The sequence below is a fragment of the Kitasatospora sp. NPDC056651 genome, assembly GCF_042792155.1.
GTDB lineage: Bacteria > Actinomycetota > Actinomycetes > Streptomycetales > Streptomycetaceae > Kitasatospora.
In genome coordinates this window covers 30,781-52,768 of sequence record NZ_JBHTWX010000028.1, presented here as the reverse complement: position 1 = coordinate 52,768, position 21,988 = coordinate 30,781, and the positions used below count along the sequence as shown (strand labels likewise).

Below are 21,988 nucleotides of genomic sequence, written 5' to 3'. Positions count from 1 at the left end.
CTGGCTTTCGTCCTGCTGCTGGGCGGGTGCGCGGCGGGAGCCCTGGTACTGCTCGGAGGCTCGGCCAGGACAGGCCGACGACAACGGAGGTGGCGTGCATGACGCAAGGTCAACTCGCGCTCTGCTGGGTGCTCGTGCTGTGCCTGGTCGCCATCGCGGCGTGGCGCGCGGTGCAGGATCAGCTGCCGGGCGGGCGGCGCTCCAGGCTGGTGTTGGCGGGAAGCGGTCCACCCGCGCGGGGGCCGAGTCCGGGTGTCGAGGCGTGGGACCGGGGGCGCCCGCCGGAGTTCCTGGCACCCGAACTGCTGCTCCTGCCGGTCGGGTTGGCGGCCGGGCGGGCCACCGCCTCGCTGGTGCCGGTGCTCGCGGCCGCGGTGGCCGTCCTGCCGCTGCGCCGGTGGCGGCTGCGGCGACGGCTGGCGGCAGAGGCCCGGCACCGGGCCGCGGCCGTGGTGGAGCTCTGCGCCGGGCTGGCGGGCGAGCTGCGGGGCGGGGCGACGCCGGAGCAGGCGCTGCACCTGGTCACCGCACGGCTCGCCGCGGATCCGGAGGGGCTGCGCAGGCTCGGTGAGGAGCCGGTGGCCCGACTAGCCGCCGGCCGCTACGGCGGGGACGTGCCCGCCGCGCTGCACCTGTTGGCCGGACTTCCGGGCGGCAGCGGCGCCGCGGCGATCGCGGCCTGTTGGCGGGTGGCGGCGGACAGCGGATCGGGGCTGGCCGCCGCGCTGGACCGGGTCGCGGAGGCGCTGCGCGGCGAGCGCGCACTCGCGGAGGAGATCGCCGGGGAGTTGGCCGGGCCGCGGACGACGATCGCCGTGCTGGCCGCGCTGCCGGGTGTCGGGCTGTTCGTCGGCTCGGCGCTGGGGGCCCGCCCGCTGGACGTCCTGCTGCACACACCGGCTGGGTTGGGCTGCCTGGCGGCGGGGGTGGCCCTGGAGGGGCTGGGCGTGCTCTGGACGGCGCGCATCGTCCGGGCGGCCGCCCGAGGTGCGCTGGAGGCGCCCGGGGGACGGGGCGAGCGGCGGTGGACGTCCGTCCGTGGGGTGTCCGCTCCTGGGTGGCGTGGGCGGAGCCGCAGCCTGTCACGGATGCGTGCTCGGGCGCTCGGCGCGGAGGCGGGAACGGGGGCGAGGGCGGGGTGACGCGGGGTGTCGAGTGGGTGGCGGCCGTCCTCCTGATGGCTGCGTCCACCGCGGTGTGGAGGTCGGTGTGCGGCCGGGTGAGGCGGCGGCGGGCATTCGCCCGGGCCTGGAAGGCGGAGGGAGGAGGCGGGCGAACGTGGATGGTGACCTTCGGTGTCGGGCGCCGACGACGGATGGTGACGGCGGTCGTCGGCGGGCTCGCGGCGGTGATGCTGGTCGGCGGTGGCACCGGGCTCGTTGTCGGGGCGCTGCTGGCAGTCGGTATCCACCGGTGGTCGGCCCGGGAGCGTTCGCCGCTGGATCGCCGGGCGGCTCGGGAGGAGGAGCTCCTGACCAGGCAACTTCCCCTGAGTGCCGAGCTGTTGGCAGCCTGCCTCGGTTCGGCGGCCTTGCCCTCGGAGGCGGTGTCGGCGGTGGGCCGCAGCGTGGGCGCGCCGATGGGGCCCCGACTGGTGGCGATCGGGGCCGAACTGGCCCTGGGCGCACCGCCGGAGCTCTGCTGGAGTCGACTGGGGGAGCAGCACCCGACGTTGGCGCCGCTGGCGCGCTGCCTGGAGCGCAGCAGCCTCGGCGGCGTCCCGGTCGCCGACCCGCTGATCGGGCTCGCGCAGGGACAGCGCGCGGCGGCCGCCCGCGCGGCGCACGCCCGGGTCCGTCGGGCGGCGGTGATCGCCACCGCGCCGCTGGGGCTCTGCTTCCTTCCGGCCTTCGTGCTGATCGGCGTGGTGCCGGTGGTCATCGGGCTCGCCAGCCGGTTCGCCCAGTCCATGTGAATGAGTGTCGGTTTCACGAACATCAGAAAGAGGAGAGATCCATGACCGCAGTGATCGTGATCAGGCCCGGTGACGGGCATCCGCTCCGGCCGCTCGCCACGGCCTGGCGCCGGAAGAGTCGTCGGGCGGCCCTCCGGGTGCGCACGGTGGCTCGGCGCCGGGGCCGCTCGGACGCCGGGATGGTCTCGGCGGAGTACGCCGTCGGGACTCTGGGAGCGTGTGCCTTCGCGTTCGCGCTGTACAAGGTGGTGACCAGCGACGGCATCACGACGGCGCTGACCGACATGCTGGTGCGGGCGCTCCATGGGACGTAGGACCGGTCGTCGGCCTCCCGGATCCGCCGCCTCGCGCGTCGTCCGTCCCGCGGTTCGGGCGGACGCGGGGCGCCCGGGGCCCGGCCCTGGTTGGGTGGTGTCGCGCGGGGCCGGCCGGGCGTGGTCGCTGCGGCCGGGTCGGCGCGGTGACGCGGGCTTCGTGACGGCGGAGACGGCGGTGGCGCTGCCGGCGCTCCTGCTGCTCGCGGCGATGCTGATCTGGGGCGTGCTCGCGGCCGCCGCGCAGATCCGTTGCGTGGACGCCGCCCGGGTCGGCGCCAGGGCAGCCGCGCGCGGGGAGCCGGATGCCGCCGAACTCGCGCGCTCGGCGGCCCCACCGGGCGCGCAGGTCCGGGTGGTGCTGGCGGCCGACACGGTGCGGGTGGACGTGGACGCGCCGTGCGCGGGGCCGGGAAGGCTCGGCGGAGTGCTCGCCGTACGGCTCGGTGCGGCGGCCGTGGCGGCGCGGGAGGACGTCCTGACGGCGGCCGTGGACGGAGGTGGTGGTCCATGGCCGTCCTGACCGGGCCGAGGGAAGCGGCGGCGCGGGTGGCGTACGCCCGTGCGGCCCGAGCGGCGGCGGGCGGGCGAGGGCCGGACGCCGGCTCGGCGACGGTCTGGCTGCTCGCCCTGGCGATGCTGGGCACGTCGGTCTTCGGTGCGACGGTCGTGGTCCGCTCGGTGGTCGCCGCCCGGCACCGGGCCGAGTCGGCGGCCGACCTCGCGGCCCTTGCCGGGGCGGGCCGGATGCTGCTGGACCTGGACGGCGGCTGCGCGCGGGCGGCCGGACTCGCCGCCGCTCAGGGTGCCGGGCTGGTGTCCTGCACGGTCGACCGGTCGGCGGACGCCGTCGAGGTGGTGGCCGAGGTGGCGGTCCGGGGGCTCCCGGCGCGTCTGCCGGTCGGCCCGGCGCGGGCGAGGGCCCGGGCCGGGCCGGTACGGGCCCCGGTCACCGGGGCCGAGGACGCCCCGGGCGGAGGGGCGGCTGATCGGGCGGGCGGCGGGCCCGGCGATGTCCCCGGCCGGGCCTCGAACGGAGCGGTGAGTGGTGCGGCGGTGGCCTCATGAGGCGGCCGGGGCTCAACCGCCCGGTCCCGAGGCCACCTCCGGCCCGCCCGATGCTTAGGGTTCGTCCGGCCTGTCCGGCCTGTCCGGCCTGTCCGGCCTGTCCGGCCTGTCCGGCCCGTCCGGTGCTTCTGGGGCCTCCGGTTCGTCCGAGGCCCCGGGCACCCCGGCCAGCAGGACGTCCAGGAGCCGGACGGCGGCGGCCTTGTCCAGCGGGTCGTTCCCATTGCCGCACTTGGGCGACTGCACACAGGACGGGCAGCCGCGCTCGCACTCGCAGGAGGCGATCGCCGTCCGGGTGGCGGTCAGCCACTGGACCGCCCGCTGGAAGCCGCGTTCGGCGAAGCCGGCCCCGCCCGGGTGGCCGTCGTAGACGAACACGGTCGGGAGCCCGGTGTCCGGGTGCAGCGGGACGGAGACACCGCCGATGTCCCACCGGTCGCAGGTGGCGAACAGCGGCAGCAGGCCGATCGAGGCGTGCTCGGCGGCGTGGGCGGCGCCGGGCAACTGGTCGAGCGGGATGTCCGCGTCGAACAACTGGTCCTCGGTGACGGTCCACCAGACCGCGCGGGTGCGCAGCGTACGGGGCGGCAGGTCGAGCTTGGTCTCACCCATGATCTCCCCGGTGGAGATCCGCTTCCGGAGGTAGCCGACCACCTGGTTGACCACCTCCACCGAGCCGAAGCAGAGCCGGCCGTCGCCCCAGTCCACGGTGGTGTCGGTGTCGAGGACGGAGATGGAGGTGATGTCCCGGGCGGCCGTGGTGTACGGCGGGTCGGCCGGTTCGACCAGGGCGACCGAGTTCTCCAGGTCGAACTCCCGGACCAGGTAGGTGCGGCCCTGGTGCAGGTGGACGGCCCCGGTGTGGACGGTGGTGTGCGCGGCAGCGGCATCCACCGTGCCGAGCAGTCGGCCGGTGTCGGCCTCGACGATCTGCACCGGGCTGCCGCCGCTTCCGCGCAGGTCCACGGCGTCGGCCGCGCGCTCGCGACGGGTCCAGTACCAGGAGCCGTCGCTGCGCCGGCGCAGCAGGCCACGCCGCTCCAGGACCGGCAGCAGTGGCGCGGTGGAGGGTCCGAACAGCTCCAGGTCGGTGTCGGTGAGCGGGAGTTCGGCGGCGGCCGCGCACAGGTGCGGGGCGAGCACGTGGGGGTTGTCGGGGTCGAGCACGGTGGCTTCGACGGGGGCCGCGAACAGCGCCTCGGGGTGGTGCACCAGGTAGGTGTCCAGCGGGTCGTCCCGGGCGATCAGGACGGCCAGCGCACCCTGGGCCTCCCGGCCCGCCCGGCCCGCCTGCTGCCAGAGCGAGGCCCGGGTGCCGGGGTACCCGGCCATCAGGACGGCGTCGAGGCCGGAGATGTCGACGCCGAGTTCGAGAGCGGAGGTGGAGGCGAGACCGAGGAGCCGACCGGTGTGCAAGTCGCGTTCCAACGCCCGGCGTTCGTCGGCGAGGTAGCCGCCGCGGTAGGCGGCCACCCGACCGGAGAGCGGTCGGCCGAGCTGGTCCTGGGCCTGGAGCGCGACGAGTTCGGCGGCCCGGCGGGAGCGGACGAAGACGACGGTGCGGGTCTCCCGTTCGACCAGGTCGGTCAGCAGGTGCGCGGCTTCGGCGGTCGCGGTGCGGCGCACGGGCGCGCCGTGCTCGCCGACGTTCTCGGTCAGCGGCGGCTCCCAGAGGCCGAAGACCATCGGTCCGCGCGGCGAGGCGTCCTCGGTGACGGCCACGGCGGGCAGACCGGTCAGTCGCCGGGCGGTCGCGGCCGGGTCGGAGGTGGTGGCGGAGGCCAGCAGGAAGGTGGGCGACGAGCCGTAGCGCGCGCAGACGCGGCGCAGCCGCCGCAGTACCTGGGCGACGTGCGAGCCGAACACGCCTCGGTAGCTGTGGCACTCGTCGACCACCACGTAACGCAGGGCCTTGAGGAAGGAGGACCAGCGGGCATGGCCGGGCAGGATGCCCCGGTGCAGCATGTCCGGGTTGGTGAGCACGTAGGAGGCGTACTGGCGGACCCACTCGCGCTCCTCGGGCGGGGTGTCGCCGTCGTACAGGGCGGCGCGGACCCGTGGTGGGGCGAGTTCGGCGGCCCGGCGGCGCTGGTCGGCGGCCAGCGCCTTGGTCGGGGCCAGGTAGAGCGCGGTGGCGCCGCGGCCGTTGCGGGCCTCGGTGCCGTCCAGCAGGTCGCTGAGCACCGGGGCGAGGTAGCCCAGCGACTTGCCCGAGGCGGTGCCTGTGGCGATCACCACAGTCTGGCCGCTTTTGGCCAGGTTCATCGCTTCTGCCTGGTGCGCCCAGGGCTGTTCCACCCCGACGGCGAGCGCCGCGGCCACGACCTCCGGACGGATCGAGTCCGGCCACGGTGAATAACGCGCAGCTCGGGCGGGAAGGTGCTCCGTATGGGTGAGCCGGTCGGCCCGCCCCCGACCGGTGGCCAGGGTTGCGAGCAGTGCCTCGGGCGGGCTGTGTCGGGGCGGCATGGGGACCCAGTGTGTCACCGGCGTGACGGAGAATCGTCGTAAGCCATCGTGCGGGCATGGTCGCAGGTGGTTGAATGTGGCCGTGACGGCCGTATGGCCGTGGGTCGCAGCGCTGAGGCTTGCCACGTGCTGGCTGGGCGCGCCCGGGCTCGCGACCATGCGGTGGCGGCCGTCCGGCCGAGGATCGCACATGACGTAGCAAGGCAAGGTGCTGGAGGTTCCGTGGACCTGTCCCTGTCGACCCGTTCAGTCGGCGATCGTACGGTCGTCGAGGTTGGCGGCGAGATCGATGTGTACACCGCCCCGAAGCTGCGGGAGCAGCTCGTCGAGCTCGTCAACGACGGCAAGTACCACCTCGTCGTCGACATGGAGGGCGTTGACTTCCTCGACTCGACCGGCCTCGGTGTGCTGGTGGGCGGTCTGAAGAGGGTGCGCGCCCACGAGGGCTCGCTGCGCCTCGTCTGCAACCAGGAGCGCATCCTGAAGATCTTCCGCATCACCGGCCTGACCAAGGTCTTCCCGATCCACACCTCGGTGGACGACGCGGTCAGCGCGACCGACTGACGCGGACGGGCCGACCCGTTCGGTCGGCCCGGCCCGTACTTTGCGTCCGGGCGCCCGGGCCCGTGTGGCCCGGCGCGTCCCCGGGCGTCTCTGGGCCGGTTCCGCCGGCCCGCAGGGGCCGGACCTCCGGCCCCGGTCGGAGCACCCCGAGGGGGAGAGATGGCAACCGTCGAACTTCGCTTCAGCGCGCTTCCCGAACACGTGCGGACGGCCCGGTTGGTCGCCGCGGCCGTCGCTAGACGGGCCGGGGTCGACGAGTCGGTGCTCGACGAGGTCCGGCTCGCGGTCGGTGAGGCCTGCTCCCGCGCGGTCGGACTGCATCAGCGCGGCGGCATCGGCGGCGCCGTCCGGGTCGCGCTGACCGACCAGGAGAAGCGTTTCCTCATCGAGGTCGAGGACGAGGCCGGCCCTGCCACCGTCCCGGCCTCCGGCGCCGCCGAGAGCGGCGAGCCGGACGAGGACACCCTCGGCCTCGCCGTGATCACCGGCCTGGTCGAGGACCTGGAGGTCACCAACGGCACCGACGGTGGCCTGATCAGGATGAGCTGGCCGGTCTCGGCCGCCTCCGTCGCGCTCTGAGACGACGCCGCTTCCGCGCTTGTCCGGGGCTGGAGTCGGGGCTGCCATTCGGCCCCGGCCGGGCGTGTGGTGACGAACATTGATTCCGGCGGTCCGCCGCTTCGGGCGGGAACGGGCCTGGGCGGGAACGGGCCTGGGCCCCGATCGGACGTCGGCACGGCGAGTCGGACGTCGTCATGGCGAGGGCGTTCCCGTGGACTGGCATCCGGCGGTCTGCCGGGCAGGCCTCGTTGCGTGGGTGGTCCCCGGGGAACCGAAGCGCTCCAGGGAGGGGCGGTCGGGGGTTCGGACGACGGGTTCGGGCAGGGGCGGGGAACCGGGAACCGGGGGACGGACACCGGCCGTGTAGGTTCGACGACCGATGACGACCGAACCGAAAGGCTTTTCCCGGTGAACAAGCGACTGCTGGCCGTACCCGCTCTCGGCGTGCTGCTCGCGTTCGGCGCCGTCGGCTGCGGCGGCGACGACGGCAACAGCAAGCAGCTGGAGTCCTGGGCGTCCAACGTCTGCGGCGCGGCCAAGGACCCGATCGCCCAGGCGCAGGCCGCGCTCGCCGACACCGGCCAGGTGAAGACCGGCGAGGCCCCTGCCGACCTCCAGAAGCGGCTCTCCACCGACATCGGGCGGCTGGCGAAGACCAACCAGGACATAGCGGCGGCCATCGACACGGCTGGGGCGCCCAAGGTGAAGGACGGCGCGCTCCTTCAGAAGGACACCGTCGACGAGCTGAAGAAGGCGGCCGGCGGCTACGTGGAGGTCCAGAAGAAGCTGGACGCGCTGCCCAACGACGATCAGGCCAAGTTCGCCGACGGGCTGCGCAGCGTGGCCGACCAGGTGCAGCAGCTGGCCTCGCTCTCCACCCAGGCGCAGAGCAAGCTCCAGAGCGGCGAACTCGGCGTGGCGATGGCCAAGCAGGAGGGCTGCAAGCCGTCCCCGACCACCGCCCCGGGTGCCCCGGCCGCCCCGACCGGTGCGGCGACCGGCGGCGCGAGCGCCCCGGCCGCGGGCGGCGCGAGCACGGCCCCGACCCCGGGAGCCACCGACACCGCGGGCGCCCCGGGGGCCACCCCGGCGCCCGGCACGACCGGGGGCACGAGCCCGGCCGCTGCCGGCGGTACCTCCGCTCCGGCCGACCCGGCCGCCACCCCGGCGACCCCCGCCCCCAGCGCGAGCTGAGCCCGGGCGGACCGCATGAGCCGAGACGCGCCCGCCCCCGGGCCGCTCTGGCCCTGTCGGGCTTCGTAGCGGCGGTTCTCTGGGGTTGTCGCCCCGAGCGTCGGCGTGCCCGGATGGTCGGTCGTGGGGCGACCTGGTGTCCCGGCCGGGTGGTGCGTCGGTACATGGGTGGTGCGTCGGTACGGCGGATGGCGGCGCCCGGGGAGTCGGTGCGCCCCTAGGGGGTTACCGCCCCGGGCGCGTGTGCCGGATGGTCGCCGCCGGGCGGCGCGGGCCGTGGGCCTGGGTGGCGGGTCGGTCGCAGCGCGGCGTTGCTCGGCCCGGGAGGAACCGCATCGGCCTCGGGGCCGCTGCTCCGAGCGGCGGCGTGCACTGTGGGCCGCGGCCGGGCGGCTCGGTGTCACGGGGATTCGGTGTTCTCGGGGCTGTCGTCCCTGCGGGGTGCGGTCTTCGTCAACGGCTGATCCTGCACGCCCTGCACGCCCTGCACGCCCTGCTCGCCCCGCCCGCCCTGCCCTGCGCCCGCCGTCGGGTGACTCGGCGGTCCGCGTGGGGAGGCGTGTGGCGGCTTTCGGGGGCGCGCGGGGTGGTGTGGGCTTCCGGTCGGCGAGCGCGGGGCGCAACGGCGGCCGGGAGGTGGGCGGCGGGGGACAATGGCGAGGTGATCAGTAGCCCCGTTCTCGACCCGACCCGCCTCGCCAAGTTCCGCGAGGCGCTGCTCGCCGCCTCGTTCACCGCCGACGGGTGCCTGGACCTGCTCGGGCCCACCGGCTATGCGGCCCTGGCCCGCAGCGAGGCGGTCCCGGCGCTGCGCGCGACCCGCGGTGGCAGCCCGCTGGAGACGCTGGTGCGGCTGTTCCTGCTCCAGCAGCCGGTCCCGTACCGGGCCGCCGCCGCCGCGCTGCCGGTGGAGGACTGCCTGGCGGACGGCTGGCTGCGCTCCGACGGCGATCTGGTGCGTGCCACGGTCGACGTCCGTCCGTACGCCAACGAGGTGGCCGGGATGCCGAGTTCGGATGCCTGGGTGGTTTCCGACCTGGGCTGCGCGGTGGGTGGCGCGGGTGGCATCGGCTCCGGTGAGACCGCGCACGGGGTGGCCCGCAAGGACCTGGTGCTGGGGGTCGGCGGTGCCTCGACGACGCTGGCGAACATCACCGTGCGTCGCCCGGTCCGGGCCGCGCTGGACCTCGGTTCGGGCTCCGGCGTGCAGGCGTTGCACGCGGCCCGGCACGCCGGGACCGTCACCGCCACCGACCTCAACCAGCGTGCCCTGCGCTTCAGCGAGTTGACCCTGGCGCTGTCCGGTTTCGACAACACCGAGGTGTCCGCCGGGAGCCTCTTCGAGCCGGTCGGGGAGCGGAAGTTCGACCTGATCGTCTCCAACCCGCCGTTCGTCATCTCGCCGTCCGGCCGGTTCACGTACCGCGACGGCGGCATGGCCGGCGACGACCTGTGCCGCAGCCTGGTCCGCTCGGCGGCCGACCACCTGGAGCCCGGCGGCTACTGTCAGTTGCTCGCCAACTGGCAGCACGTCAAGGGCGAGGACTGGCAGGAGCGGCTGGCCGGCTGGGTCGAGGGGACCGGGCTGGACGCCTGGATCGTCCAGCGCGAGGTCCAGGACGTGGCCCAGTACGCCGAGTTGTGGCTGCGTGATGGCGGTGACCACCGCGGACCCGGCGGCGACTACCAGGCCCGTTACGGCGAGTGGCTGGACGCCTTCGAGGCGGGCCGGGTCGAGGGCATCGGCATGGGCTGGATCACCCTGCGGGCGGGCGGCGCCGAGCGCCCGACCGTCCGGGTGGAGGAGTGGCCGCACCCGGTGGAGCAGCCGCTCGGTCCGCACATCGAAGCCTGGTTCGACCGGCAGGACTTCCTCCGCTCGCACGACGACGCCGGCCTGCTCGCGGCCCGCTACGTGCTGGCCGACGAGGTGGTCCAGGAGCAGGTCGGCGCACCGGGCGCGGAGGACCCGGAGCACGTGATCCTGCGGCACAACCGCGGCATGCGCCGGGCCACCAAGGTGGACACGGTGGGCGCGGGCTTCGTCGGGGTCTGCGACGGGACGCTGTCGGCGGGCGAGATCGTGGACGCCATCGCGCAGTTGCTCGGCGAGGACCGGGTGGTCCTGCGGGACCGGGTGCCGGAGTCGCTGCGGCTGCTGACCGAGCAGGGGTTCATCGACCCGGTCCGCTGAACCCGGAGCCCGGTCCGCTGGGCCCGGCCCGCTGAACCCGGAGCCCGGTCCGCTGAACCTGATCCGCTGGGTTCGGCCCGTTGAACCCGGTTCCCTGAGTCCGCCTCTCCGGGCCCGTCCCCGGCCGGGCCCGGTTCATTCGCCCGTACCTCCCGGTTCGTCCGGCCGCCGCCGGAGGGCTTCCTCCCGTTGGTCCTTCGCTGTGAGGCTCTGTCCACAGGCTGTGGACAGAGTCAGGAAGCCGGGGGCCAGGGGTGGACACGACGACGGCGATGGTGGGCGGGCTGGTACTCGCCCTCTTCGGTGGCGTGCTGCTGCTCTGGTGCGCCGCCGAAGTGCGCCTGCGCCTGCGGGTGCGCCGCCGGGGTGTGCCGGCGGTGGCCACCGTGATGGCCGAGGACGACCTGCACGGCCGGCTGGACAGTGCGCCGCTGCTCTCCTTCTCGGTGCCGCCCTCGGCCGGCGGTACCGGCATGTGCGGGATCGCGGGGCTCGTGGTCACCCGCCCGCGCGGGCACACCCCGCTGCGCCGTCCGGACCGTTTCGCGCCGGGTGCCTCGGTACGGGTCTGTTACGACCCGCAGCGCCCGAGCCGGGTGGTGCTGGCGGCGGGGGAGGCCGGTCGGCCGGCCGTCGCCGACCTGCTGTGGAGCACCCTGGGCGTGGGCTGCCTGGCGGCGGGCGCCGGCCTGCTGGCCGCGGTCGGCGGCTGAGCCCCGCGCCCCCACGGGCAGCCACCCCGACGGCGTCCGCGCCATCCCGGCAGGCCTGGCCGCCCGCCCGTGGCGGCCTTCCCGGCAGCCCACGGCGGCCCTCCCCGGGCGCCCTCCTCGGGCGCCCTCCCGGGCCGACGGGAACGCGTGCCGGAAACGCGTGCCGGGAACGCGCGCCGTCGATTCCCCGTTGACAGATCTTGAAATCCGTCATTCCATCCTTCGGAACCTGCCGAAGGCCCCCTCCGCGCGGCGCGGACCTCCGTCATCGGGTTACCGTTCGAGTGGCGTCGGTGAGCCCGGCAAGTGAAAAAGCGGGATCCGTCCGTTTGACAAGGGTGGCCGGGGTACGGTCACACTCCGCTGGTGGGGGTGCCGTGTGGCGGCAGCCCCGGGACGGTGGAGGGGTCGGGCGGAGCGCAGCCCGTGCTGCCGGCGCCGACCAGCCACATACGGACCGGGAGAGAAGAGCGAAGGTGTCCCCGAGCAGCGAGACCGCGCACGGACAGCGACTCGTCATTGTCGAGTCGCCGGCCAAGGCGAAGACGATCAAGGGCTACCTGGGCCCCGGCTACATCGTCGAGGCGAGCGTCGGGCACATCCGCGACCTGCCCAGCACCGCGGCCGAGGTGCCGGACAAGTACACCGGCGAGGTGCGCCGCCTCGGGGTGGACGTCGACCACGACTTCGCGCCGATCTACGTGGTCAACGCGGACAAGAAGTCCCAGGTCAGCAAGTTGAAGTCGCTGCTGGCGGAGTCCGACGAGCTCTTCCTCGCCACCGATGAGGACCGCGAGGGCGAGGCCATCGCGTGGCACCTCCAGCAGGTGCTCAAGCCCAAGGTGCCGGTGCACCGCATGGTGTTCCACGAGATCACCAAGTCGGCGATCCAGGAGGCCGTGGCCAACCCGCGCGAGCTCAACCAGCGCCTGGTCGACGCCCAGGAGACCCGCCGCATCCTCGACCGCCTCTACGGCTTCGAGGTCTCGCCGGTGCTGTGGAAGAAGGTCATGCCGAAGCTGTCGGCGGGCCGCGTGCAGTCCGTCGCCACCCGTCTGGTGGTCGAGCGCGAGCGGGAGCGGATGGCCTTCCGCACCGCCTCGTACTGGGACCTGGTCGGCACCTTCGGCACCGGCCGCACCCCGGCCGACGCCGCCAACCCGGAGACCTTCGGCGCCCGGCTGTCCGCCGTCGACGGCAAGCGGATCGCCAGCGGCCGCGACTTCGGCCCGGACGGCCGGCTGAAGGCCGGCAGCACGAACACCCTGCACCTGGACGAGCAGGCGGCCCGTCAGCTGGCCGCCGCCCTGGAGCAGACCGCGTTCGGCGTCCGCAGCGTCGAGTCCAAGCCCTACCGCCGCTCGCCGTACGCGCCGTTCCGCACCACCACGCTCCAGCAGGAGGCCAGCCGCAAGCTGGGCTTCGGCGCCAAGCGGACCATGCAGGTGGCCCAGAAGCTGTACGAGAACGGCTTCATCACCTATATGCGTACCGACTCCACCACGCTGTCGGACACCGCGATCGCGGCCGCCCGCGCCCAGGTCACCCAGCTGTACGGCGCGGACTACCTGCCGGACGCGCCGCGCACGTACGCCAGCAAGGTCAAGAACGCGCAGGAGGCGCACGAGGCCGTCCGCCCCTCCGGCGACCGCTTCCGCACCCCCGCCGAGACCGGTCTGACCGGTGACGACTTCAAGCTGTACGAGCTGATCTGGATGCGCACCGTCGCCTCCCAGATGAAGGACGCGGTCGGCCAGTCCGTCACCGTCAAGGTCGGCGGCACCTCCGCGGACGGCCGGGACGTCGAGTTCTCCGCCTCCGGCAAGATCATCACCTTCCACGGCTTCCTCAAGGCCTACGTCGAGGGCGCCGACGACCCGAACGCCGAGCTCGACGACCGCGAGCGCCGGCTGCCGCAGGTCGCCCAGGGCGACCCGCTGGCCGCCGAGCGGATCACCCCGGAGGGCCACGCCACCAAGCCGCCGGCCCGCTACACCGAGGCCTCGCTGGTCAAGGAGCTGGAGGACCGGGAGATCGGCCGCCCCTCCACCTACGCGTCGATCATCGACACGATCATCCAGCGCCGGTACGTCTTCAAGAAGGGGACGGCGCTCGTCCCGTCCTTCCTCTCCTTCGCCGTGGTCAACCTGCTGGAGAAGCACTTCGGCCGGCTGGTCGACTACGACTTCACCGCCAAGATGGAGGACGACCTCGACCGGATCGCCGCCGGCGAGGCGCAGTCCGTGCCGTGGCTGAAGCGCTTCTACTTCGGTGAGGGCGAGGGCCACATCGCGGGCGGTGCCGCCGAGGCCGGCAACGGCGACGGCGACCACCTGGGCGGCCTGAAGGAACTGGTCACCGACCTCGGCGCGATCGACGCCCGGGAGATCAGCTCCTTCAGGGTCAGCGACGACATCACCCTGCGGGTCGGCCGCTACGGCCCGTACGTCGAGCGCGCCTCGGCCGTCGAGGGCGAGCCCGGCCAGCGCGCCGACATCCCGGACGAGCTGCCGCCGGACGAGCTGACCGTCGAGCTGGCCGAGGAGCTGCTGGCCAAGCCCAGCGGCGACTTCGAGCTCGGCCCGGACCCGGTCGGCGGCAACACGCTGGTGGCCAAGGACGGCCGCTACGGCCCGTACGTCACCGAGATCCTGCCCGAGGGCACGCCGAAGACCGGCAAGAACGCGGTCAAGCCGCGCACCGCCTCCCTCTTCAAGACGATGTCGCTGGACACCGTCACGCTGGAGGACGCGCTGCGGCTGCTGTCGCTGCCGCGGGTGGTCGGCACCGACCCCGAGGGCGCGGAGATCACCGCGCAGAACGGCCGCTACGGTCCGTACCTCAAGCGCGGTACCGACTCCCGCTCGCTCACCAGCGAGGACCAGCTCTTCACGATCACCCTCGACGAGGCGCTGGCGATCTACGCCCAGCCCAAGCTGCGCGGCCGGGCCGCCGCCGCCCCGCCGCTCAAGGAGCTGGGCAACGACCCGGTCAGCGAGCGTCCCGTGGTGGTCAAGGACGGCCGCTTCGGCCCGTACGTGACCGACGGCGAGACCAACGCCACGCTGCGCAAGGACGACGAGGTCGAGACCATCACGCCGGAGCGCGGGTACGAGCTGCTCGCCGAGAAGCGGGCGCGCGGACCGGTGAAGAAGGTGGCCAAGAAGGCGCCGGCGAAGAAGGCCGCGGCCAAGAAGACGACCACGGCCAAGACCGCGGCGACCAAGACCGCGGCCGCGAAGAAGACCGCCGCCAAGAAGACCACCACCAAGACGGCGGTGGCGAAGAAGACGGCGGCCAAGAAGACCGCCGCGAGCAAGACCGCCGCCACCGAAGAGGGCTGATCGCGGGTCACCGCCGACGGGCCCGGGCCCCCGATCCCGGGGGTGCGGGCCCGAGGTCTGTCCGGTCCGTCCGGGGGGTGCGGGCCCGAGACCGGGGCGGTCCGTGCGGGGAACGTCACAACCCGGTGATGAGCGGGATCCGGAAGCCCGTTCGCCTCATTCCGGCCATGCGCCGCCCGCTACGCTGACCGTATGACGAGCGAGGAGCAGCCCACCCCCAGCGCCGCCCCGGCCGCCAGCGCCTGGGCGTCCGACCTGCCGGAGGTCGCGCCCGCCGGGACTCCGGCGGACCGGGCCCGGGCGCTGCTGCGGACACGTCCCTACCGGCGCCTGTGGACCACCCAGCTGATCGGCGGCACCGCCGACCGGCTCGGCCTGCTGGTGCTGCTCGCGCTCACCGTGATCGCCGTCGCCCAGGGCGGCCAGTTCGGCAGCCTGCCGCGCAGCCTCGCCTTCGCCCTGTCGGCGGTCCTCGCCGTCCGGGTGCTGGCCACCGGGCTGGTCGGGGCCGCGCTGCTCGGGCCGGTGCACCAGTTGGTCGCGGGCCGGCTGGACCGGCGCTGGACGCTGTTCGGCGCCGACGTGCTGCGCGCCCTGCTGATCGGCCTCGCGCCGTGGTGGAGCGTCTGGCTGGGCTCCGCCGCGAAGCCCTCCGGGGCCGCCACCTACGTCCTGCTCGGCACCGTCTTCGTGACCGGTGCCGCCGAGCGGGTCTGGGCGATTGCCAAGGACGCCGCCGTCCCGGCCCTGCTGCCGGCCGCCAACGCGCACCTCCCGGTCGCCGAGCGGCGCCCCGCCGCGGCCAACCTGGAGAGCGTCCGGAGCATCGACCGCTTCACCGGCTGGGTGACGGTGCCGCTCGGGGCCGTCGGCCTGGTGGCCCTCACCCTGCTCAACAACGTCGGCGCGGCGCTCGGCTCCGACTGGCTGCGCGCCCACCAGCTCACCGTCGCGGCGCTCGGCGCGGCCGGGCTGTTCGCCGCCGCGGCGGTCCGCGAGTACCTCCAGCAGCTGCCCGGCGGCCCGCTGTCCGTCGCCCCGGTCTCCCCGTTCCAGGGCCTGCGCGCCCCGACCGACGCGGCCCCCGGCCCCGCGCTGAGCAAGGGCCGCACCGGCAGCGCCCCGTACTTCACCTTCGCCGTCGCGGCCGGCTACGCCTCGATGGCGGGCATCGCCGCGCTCGCGCTGCTGACCGCCGCCGAACACCGCGCCGGGCCGATCGGCTACGGCCTGCTGGTGCTCGCCGCCGCCGGGGTGCCCGCCCTGGGCGCCCGGCTCACCCGGGCCACGCTGCCCTCGCTGTCCCGCCGCCGGCTGCTCGCGCTGGCGCTGCTCACCCAGGGCGTCGCGCTGATCCTGGCCGGGCTGGTGCTGGACTTCGTGCTGGTCCTGCTGCTGACCGCGCTGGCCGCGCTGGCCGCCGGGATCGCGGTCTCGGCCGGGCGCACCCTGCTCGCCCAGGAGGTCGAGGAGGCCCGGCTGCCGAAGGTCACCGAGCACCTGTTCGCGGTGCTCCGGGCCGTGGTCGCCGCCGCGCTGATCGGCGTCCCGCTGATCGCCGCCGGCTACGGGGACGTCGAGTACGGCACCGTCGAGCCCGGCTCCTTCACCTTCATCCACGGCGGCGCGGCCCTGGCCGTCGCCACCTCCGGGCTGCTCACGCTGGTGCTCGCCGCCGTCGTGCTGCTGCGCACCGACGACCGGCGCGGCACCTCGCCGTTCGTCCGGGACCTGGTGGACGCGGTGCGCGGCCCGGGCGGCCCGGTGCCGCACCGGGGCGCGGGCACCGGCTTCTTCATCGCCCTGGAGGGCGGCGACGGCGCCGGCAAGTCCACCCAGGCCCAGGCGCTCGCCGAGTGGATCCGCGGCAAGGGGCACGAGGTCGTGCTCACCCGTGAGCCCGGCGGCAGCCCGGTCGGCCAGCGGCTGCGCGGCCTCGTCCTGGACGTCGGCAACACCGGACTGTCGCACCGCGCCGAGGCGCTGATCTACGCGGCGGACCGTGCCGAGCACGTCGAGAACGTCATCCGGCCGGCCCTCGCCCGCGGCGCCGTGGTGATCACCGACCGGTACATGGACTCCTCCATCGCCTACCAGGGCGCCGGGCGCGACCTGGCCGCGACCGAGGTCTCCCGGATCTCCCGCTGGGCCACCGGCGGACTGCTGCCCGACCTGACCGTCGTCCTGGACGTCGACCCGACCAGGGCCCGCGAGCGCTTCACCGAGGCGCTGGACCGGCTGGAGTCCGAGCCGACCGAGTTCCACCAGCGGGTCCGGGCCGGCTTCCTCGCCCTCGCCGCCGCCGACCCGGCGCGCTACCTGGTCGTGGACGGCAGCCAGGCCCCCGGCTTCGTGACCACCGCCATCCGGCACCGGCTCGACCGCGAGCTGCCGCTCTCCGAGCAGGAGAAGGCCGCCCGCGCCGAGCGGGAGCGGCTGGAGAAGGAGGAGGCCGAGCGCCGCGCCGCCGAGGAGGCCCGCAGGAAGGCCGAGGAGGAGGCCGCCGAGCGCAAGCGGCAGGAGGTGCTGGCGCAGCTGCGGGCCGAGCAGGCGGAGCAGGAGCGGCTGGCCAAGGAGGAGGCCGAGCGGGCCGCCGCCGAGGCCCGGCGCAAGGCCGAGGAGGAGGCGCGCCGGCGGGCGGAGGCTGAAGCCGAGCGTCGCGCCGAGGAGGAGGCCAAGCTCCGCGCCGCCGAGGAGGCGCGACTGGCCGCGGAGGCCGCCGAGCGCAAGCGGATCGCCGACGAGGCGGCCGCCCAGGCCGAGCTCCAGCGGCAGCGCGAGCTCGCCCGCGAGGAGCAGCGCCGCCGGGCGGAGGAGGCGCTCCAGCGGGCCGAGGAGGCACGGCTGGCGCAGGCCGCCGCGCTCGCGGCGGCGGCCGCGGCGGCGGATTCGGCGGAGGGCCGGGCCGAGGGGCGGACGGGGACTGCGCCGGGGGCCGGGACGGGGCTCGGGGACGACGCGACCAGGGAGCTGCGGGCGGTCCGGGACATCTCGATGGACGCCTCGAAGGACACGTCGAAGGACGCCTCGGCCGGGGCCTCGAAGGGCGTCCCGACGGGTGCTCCGGAGGACGGTCCGCAGGACGAGGCACAGGGCTCGGCTTCGGCCGCGTCGGCCGCTTCGGGTGGGCTCGGGGACGAGGCGACGCGTGAGCTGTCGCCGCGGGACCGGCAGGCGGCGATCCGGGCGGCGGAGGCCATCGAGGCGCGCAGGGCCGCCGAGGCACGTCAGGCAGCCGGTGGCGCGGTGGACGAGACGGCCGTGCTGCCGGCGGTGCCGGGCCGGGCGGTCGACGAGACGGCCGTGCTGCCGAGGATCCCGGCGGAGGCCGACCGGACCGAGGTGCTGCCGCGGGTCGAGGCGGATCGCCCGGCGGGACGTACCGAGGGCCGACCCGCGCAGGGCGCGCGGCGCGCGGAGCCGGTGGACGGCACCCGCGAGCTGCCGGTGGTCGGCGCGGAGCCGGCCGCGGAGCCGCAGCTCGGCGGAGAGCGGCAGCCGGGCGCTGGGCGGCAGCGGCCGGAGTGGGCCGAGGAGACCCCGCTGGACGACCTGCCGAGCCTCACCGACACCCTGCTCGGCTCGCACGACGAGTGGGCGCGCTGGGAGCACGACGGCCCGGTCCAGGACGGTCCGGTCCAGGATGGTCCGCAGGCCGACCCGGGGCAGCGCGACGACCGTGGGGGCCACGACGGCGACGCCCGGGACAAGGGCAAGGCCAAGGGCCGCCGCTGGGGACGCCGGGGCTGACACACGCGTGGGCGGCGCCGTCGGGGCGGGTCCCCGGCGGCGCCGCCGCGTTCTGCCGGACCCGTTCCGCCGGACCGCCCGTTCGTGCGCCGGGGGCCCGGGCCTGGCCGTGACCCGGGTTGAGCCGTGACCCGGGCCGGGCCGTGACCCGGACGGAGCAGTGGGTGTCGGACCGGAGACGTATGCTCGACGGCGGGGAAGAGGCGCCACGAGCGCTGCCGTACGGAGCTTGGGAGCAGCAGTGGCCGTCTGGGACGACCTGGTGGGCCAGGATCGGGTGGTCGAGCAGCTGACCGCCGCGGCCCGGGCGGCCGGGGCGACGGTCGAGGCCGGTCGCGGGGCCGCCCCGGCGGAGGGCACGAACGCCTCCCTGATGACGCACGCCTGGCTGTTCACCGGTCCGCCCGGTGCCGGGCAGGTCACGGCCGCGCGCGCCTTCGCCGCCGCCCTCCAGTGCACCAGCCCCGACCTCGCGCTCGGCGGCACGCCGGGCTGCGGCTTCTGCGACGGCTGCCACACCGTGCTGGCCGGTAGCCACGCCGACGTGAAGTACGTCCGGACGGACGGTCTGTCGATCGGCGTCGGCGACATGCGCGACCTGGTGATGCGCGCCTCCAGCTACCCGACCGGCGGCCGCTGGTCGGTGATCCTGGTGGACGCCGCCCACCGGCTCACCGAGGCCGCCGCGAACGCGCTGCTCAAGGGCGTGGAGGAGCCCTCCCCGCGCACCGTCTGGCTGCTCTGCGCCCCCTCCGTCCAGGACGTGCTGCCGACCATCCGCTCGCGCTGCCGCCTGCTGGTGCTGCGCACCCCCTCGACCGAGGCGGTCGCCGACACCCTGGTCCGCCGTGACGGCGTCGACCCGGAGACCGCCCGGCTCGCCGCGCTCGCGGGCCAGGGCGACATCGAGCGCTCGCGCCGCCTCGCCGTCGACGACCAGGCCCGGACGCGCCGGGCGGAGGTGCTGCGCATCCCGCTGGAGGTCGGCGACATCGGAGGCTGCCTGACCGCCGCCCAGCGCCTGGTCGACACGGCCAAGGCCGATGCCGAGGCGCTCGCGGAGACCCAGGACGCCAAGGAGACCGACGACCTCAAGGCCGCCTACGGCGCCGCCGAGGGCAGTAAGGCGCCGCGCGGCATGGCCGGTGCGGTCAAGGAACTGGAGAAGCGGCAGAAGAGCCGCGCCACCCGCACCCGCCGGGAGACGCTCGGCGTCGCCCTGCTCGACCTGCTCGGCTTCTACCGGGACGTGCTCGCCATCCAGCTCGGCTCCACCGGCGTGCTCGCCAACGAGGACCAGCGGCAGGCGCTGAACCGGGTGGCCCAGGCCGGCCCGGCGGAGAGCACGCTGCGCCGGATCGAGGCGGTGCTGGCCTGCCGCACGGCGCTGGACCGCAACGTCGACCCGCTGCTCGCGGTCGAGGCGATGACGGTGGCGCTGCGCGCGGGCTGATCGTCGCCCGCCTCGTCCCGTGTTCGACCGGGCTGATCGCCGCCCGCCCCGCCTCGCCTTGTGTTCGACCGGGCTCGGTTCGCCCCGGGCTCGCTCCACCGGCGTAGCGGCGCCCCACCGGGCGACGCCCGTACGCCTCCCGGAGTCGGTGCGCCGTCCCACCTTCGAGTGAACGAGCGACACTCGCCGGGCACACCGTCGTGTGACGGTCCGCCCGTTGTGCACGCTGGGGGCCGACTGCGCCCGCTGCCGGGGCGGTCGCCTCCCGTTCGCGCCGACTTCCGGTTCGGCGCGGCCCCTCCAGAGGTGGTGCGTTCCGTGGTTCGTTCGCTCCTCGTCATCCCCCTGCTGGCCGCCGCCCTCGGCGGGATCTGGCTGGCCCGGGGCGCCCAACAGCGCTGGCGCGACCTGCGTGCCGCCCAGACCTACGAGCTGGCGGGCGACCGCTGGCCGATGCTGCTGCGGGCGGCCGGGGCGATGGTCTGCGGGGTGGGCGTCACCGCGCTGACGGTGCTCACCGCGCTCGGCGCCTTCGGCGGCCTCGGCCGGAACACCGGGGAGCCGGACCGGGCGGGGCAGGTCATGGACGCGACGGGCAGGCGCTCGGGCCCGGATTCGGATTCAGACTCGGGCTCGGGCTCGGGTGCCGGTTCGGGAACGGCGGGCCGGCAGCAGGCGGCGCCTCCCGCGGTCGCCGATCCGGCCGCCGCGGCGGCCGGTGCCGCCGGTGGCGCCGGCGCGGCTCCCGCCGTGATCAGCCATTTCGACAGCGTCGGTCACCCGGGCGGCGGCGAGCTGCTCCAGTCCGCCGTGCTCGGCCCCGACGGGCAGCCCCGCAACGTCCGGGTCTGGCTCCCGCCGCAGTACGCCATGGAGCCGAACGCCCGCTTCCCGGTCGTCGTGATGCACGCGTCGGCGCCCCGCAAGACCGCCGACGCCGAGGTCCCGGACGTCTTCGAGGGCATCGGCTCGGCCCTGCAGAGCGGCAAGGCCCGTCCGTTCGTCCTGGTCGCCCCCGAGGCGCCGAACGGCACCGGCTCCCCGTGCGAGCTGGTCGCCGCCGCCCCGGCCGCGGTCGCCGACGACATGACGCTGCGCACCACCATCGCGGCCACCTTCCGCACCCTGCCTCCCGGCCCGGCCTCCTGGGGCACCCTCGGGGTCGAGGACGGCGCGCCCTGCGCGGCCGCCGCCGGACTGGCCCGGCCCGATCTGTACGGCGCGGCCGCCGCGGTCTCCGGCCGGTACGACGCCGCCGCGCTCACCCTGACCGGCGCCGAGGCTCCGGCCGGCAGCTCGGCCAAGCTGCTGCTGGCCGCCGCCAAGGGTGACGCCGCCGGGCTGGACGCGGCCCGCAAGCTCCAGTCCGCGCTGAAGGCCGGCCCGGGCGCGGCGGGCAAGGCCGAGGTGCGGATCTCGGACAACGTGCAGGACTTCACCCCCGACCGGGAGCGGCTGCGGCTGGTCCGGCAGGCGGCGCAGTTCCTGGCGGAGGCGCTGTCCAAGGCGTCCTGAGCACGGCTCAGGTGGCGCTACGCTGCCCGGTGCCCGGGGGTGGGCACCGGGCAGCGGCGTGTCCACCGGCCGTTCCACCGGTCGTCCGGTCGTCCCTGTCGTCTCGCGTGCTGTCCGTTCGATCGTGGAGACGGCGGAGACGGCGGAGACTGTGGAGACTGTGGAGACCGCGGACATCACAGAGATCGCGGACATCGTGCAGAGGCGGGAGAGGCAGCGGATGAGGGCCTTCGGTCGGGTGCGGGTACTGGCCGGGGCGCTGGTCGTCGGGCTGCTGGCGGGCGGTTGCAGCTCCGGTCCGTCCGGGGATCCGGCGTCGTCCTCGGCGGGGCCGGCCTCGGTGGGGCCGGCCTCGGTGGGGCCGTCCTCCTCGGGGCCGGCCGTCGCGACGTCCGCGGCACCGGCCGCGGCCACCCCGCTGGAGCCGCTGCCCGTCGCCGTCCCGGCCGCGCTCGCGCCGTACTACGCGCAGCGGCCGGTCTGGCAGCCCTGCGACAGCGGGTTCGAGTGCACGACGTTCCGGGTGCCGCTGGACTACGACCACCCGGGGGACGGCGACCTCACCCTGGCGGCCGCCCGCGCGGCGGCGGAACCGGACGGCCCCGCCTCCGCCTCCCAGGGCACCCGGCTCGGTTCCCTGCTGCTCAACCCGGGCGGGCCCGGCGGCTCGGCGATCGAGTACCTGGAGGCCACCGCCCGCACGTACGACCGCGGGGTGCGCGCCCGGTACGACCTGGTCGGCCTCGACCCGCGCGGGGTGGGCCGCAGCAATCCCGTCAGCTGCCTGACCGGCGACCGGATGGACGCCTACACCAGCGTCGACCTGGCCCCCGGGGGCCCCCCCCCGCACGACCCCCGGGGGGCCCCCCCCAAACAGTTATGCCCGGGGGGCCCGCCCCCCGGGGGGCCCCCCGCCCCCCCGGCCCCGGACCCC

15 protein-coding genes and 1 pseudogene are annotated in these 21,988 nt (G+C 75.4%); 15 read left to right on the top strand and 1 reads right to left on the bottom strand.

The features are described 5' to 3' along the window. Positions 1 to 98 precede the first annotated feature (98 nt). The 5 genes from ACFRAR_RS14000 to ACFRAR_RS13980 all read left to right on the top strand — a co-directional run bounded on the left by ACFRAR_RS14000 (position 99) and on the right by ACFRAR_RS13980 (position 3,297). Complete coding sequence (locus ACFRAR_RS14000; RefSeq protein WP_380698142.1) at positions 99 to 1,142, top strand: type II secretion system F family protein; 1,044 nt, start codon at positions 99 to 101, stop codon at positions 1,140 to 1,142. Positions 1,143 to 1,282: 140 nt separating this feature from the next. Continuing rightward, on the top strand, positions 1,283 to 1,915 hold the full coding sequence (locus ACFRAR_RS13995) for a type II secretion system F family protein (protein WP_380698140.1): 633 nt from the start codon (positions 1,283 to 1,285) through the stop codon (positions 1,913 to 1,915). A gap of 41 nt (positions 1,916 to 1,956) precedes the next feature. Next, positions 1,957 to 2,229 (top strand): DUF4244 domain-containing protein, encoded by a 273-nt coding sequence (locus ACFRAR_RS13990; RefSeq protein WP_380698138.1) that lies wholly within the window; start codon positions 1,957 to 1,959, stop codon positions 2,227 to 2,229. 160 nt (positions 2,230 to 2,389) lie between these two features. Further along, positions 2,390 to 2,752 (top strand): TadE family type IV pilus minor pilin, encoded by a 363-nt coding sequence (locus ACFRAR_RS13985; RefSeq protein ID WP_380698136.1) that lies wholly within the window; start codon positions 2,390 to 2,392, stop codon positions 2,750 to 2,752. After that, entirely contained in the window at positions 2,740 to 3,297 is a 558-nt protein-coding gene (locus ACFRAR_RS13980) for an Rv3654c family TadE-like protein (protein WP_380698134.1), read from the top strand. Before ACFRAR_RS13985 ends, ACFRAR_RS13980 begins: the two co-directional genes overlap by 13 nt. Positions 3,298 to 3,351: 54 nt before the next feature. Here ACFRAR_RS13980 and ACFRAR_RS13975 read toward each other — a convergent pair whose 3' ends face one another. Further along, the gene (locus ACFRAR_RS13975) at positions 3,352 to 5,766 is read right to left on the bottom strand and encodes a DEAD/DEAH box helicase (RefSeq protein ID WP_380698132.1); all 2,415 of its coding nucleotides are present in this window, start codon (positions 5,764 to 5,766) and stop codon (positions 3,352 to 3,354) included. 222 nt (positions 5,767 to 5,988) lie between these two features. Between ACFRAR_RS13975 and bldG the strand changes: the two genes are divergently transcribed. The 10 genes and pseudogenes from bldG to ACFRAR_RS13925 all read left to right on the top strand — a co-directional run. Continuing rightward, positions 5,989 to 6,330, top strand: a complete 342-nt coding sequence (gene bldG / locus ACFRAR_RS13970; RefSeq protein ID WP_030240921.1) for an anti-sigma factor antagonist BldG — start codon at positions 5,989 to 5,991, stop codon at positions 6,328 to 6,330. Between the two features lie 159 nt (positions 6,331 to 6,489). After that, positions 6,490 to 6,909, top strand: a complete 420-nt coding sequence (locus ACFRAR_RS13965; RefSeq protein ID WP_380698130.1) for an ATP-binding protein — start codon at positions 6,490 to 6,492, stop codon at positions 6,907 to 6,909. Between the two features lie 390 nt (positions 6,910 to 7,299). Continuing rightward, positions 7,300 to 8,085 carry a small secreted protein gene (locus ACFRAR_RS13960; protein ID WP_380698128.1) on the top strand — a complete coding sequence of 262 codons (786 nt, stop codon included), beginning with the start codon at positions 7,300 to 7,302 and terminating at the stop codon, positions 8,083 to 8,085. Between the two features lie 661 nt (positions 8,086 to 8,746). Then, entirely contained in the window at positions 8,747 to 10,279 is a 1,533-nt protein-coding gene (locus ACFRAR_RS13955; protein WP_380698126.1) for a methyltransferase, read from the top strand. Between the two features lie 254 nt (positions 10,280 to 10,533). Next, positions 10,534 to 10,992, top strand: coding sequence for a DUF3592 domain-containing protein (locus ACFRAR_RS13950; RefSeq protein WP_380698124.1), 459 nt, complete (start codon positions 10,534 to 10,536; stop codon positions 10,990 to 10,992). Between the two features lie 476 nt (positions 10,993 to 11,468). Continuing rightward, complete coding sequence (gene topA / locus ACFRAR_RS13945) at positions 11,469 to 14,336, top strand: type I DNA topoisomerase (protein ID WP_380698122.1); 2,868 nt, start codon at positions 11,469 to 11,471, stop codon at positions 14,334 to 14,336. A gap of 192 nt (positions 14,337 to 14,528) precedes the next feature. Further along, on the top strand, positions 14,529 to 18,086 hold the full coding sequence (tmk, locus tag ACFRAR_RS13940; RefSeq protein WP_380698120.1) for a dTMP kinase: 3,558 nt from the start codon (positions 14,529 to 14,531) through the stop codon (positions 18,084 to 18,086). A 241-nt stretch (positions 18,087 to 18,327) separates the two neighbouring features. Beyond that, a complete protein-coding gene (locus ACFRAR_RS13935) occupies positions 18,328 to 19,539 on the top strand; it encodes a DNA polymerase III subunit delta' (RefSeq protein WP_380698182.1) in 1,212 nt (403 codons plus the stop codon). A gap of 318 nt (positions 19,540 to 19,857) precedes the next feature. Beyond that, the gene (locus ACFRAR_RS13930) at positions 19,858 to 21,054 is read left to right on the top strand and encodes a hypothetical protein (RefSeq protein ID WP_380698118.1); all 1,197 of its coding nucleotides are present in this window, start codon (positions 19,858 to 19,860) and stop codon (positions 21,052 to 21,054) included. 160 nt (positions 21,055 to 21,214) lie between these two features. After that, positions 21,215 to 21,988, top strand: a pseudogene (locus ACFRAR_RS13925) (hypothetical protein); the annotation flags it as partial.

Excerpts from the sequence above, each read along its gene's own strand:
- ACFRAR_RS14000 (WP_380698142.1), top strand. The coding sequence starts at position 99 with ATGACGCAAGGTCAACTCGCGCTCTGCTGGGTGCTCGTGCTGTGCCTG.
- ACFRAR_RS13995 (WP_380698140.1), top strand. The coding sequence starts at position 1,283 with ATGGTGACCTTCGGTGTCGGGCGCCGACGACGGATGGTGACGGCGGTC.
- ACFRAR_RS13990 (WP_380698138.1), top strand. The coding sequence starts at position 1,957 with ATGACCGCAGTGATCGTGATCAGGCCCGGTGACGGGCATCCGCTCCGG.
- ACFRAR_RS13980 (WP_380698134.1), top strand. The coding sequence starts at position 2,740 with ATGGCCGTCCTGACCGGGCCGAGGGAAGCGGCGGCGCGGGTGGCGTAC.
- ACFRAR_RS13975 (WP_380698132.1), bottom strand. The coding sequence starts at position 5,766 with ATGCCGCCCCGACACAGCCCGCCCGAGGCACTGCTCGCAACCCTGGCC.
- ACFRAR_RS13965 (WP_380698130.1), top strand. The coding sequence starts at position 6,490 with ATGGCAACCGTCGAACTTCGCTTCAGCGCGCTTCCCGAACACGTGCGG.
- tmk (WP_380698120.1), top strand. The coding sequence starts at position 14,529 with ATGACGAGCGAGGAGCAGCCCACCCCCAGCGCCGCCCCGGCCGCCAGC.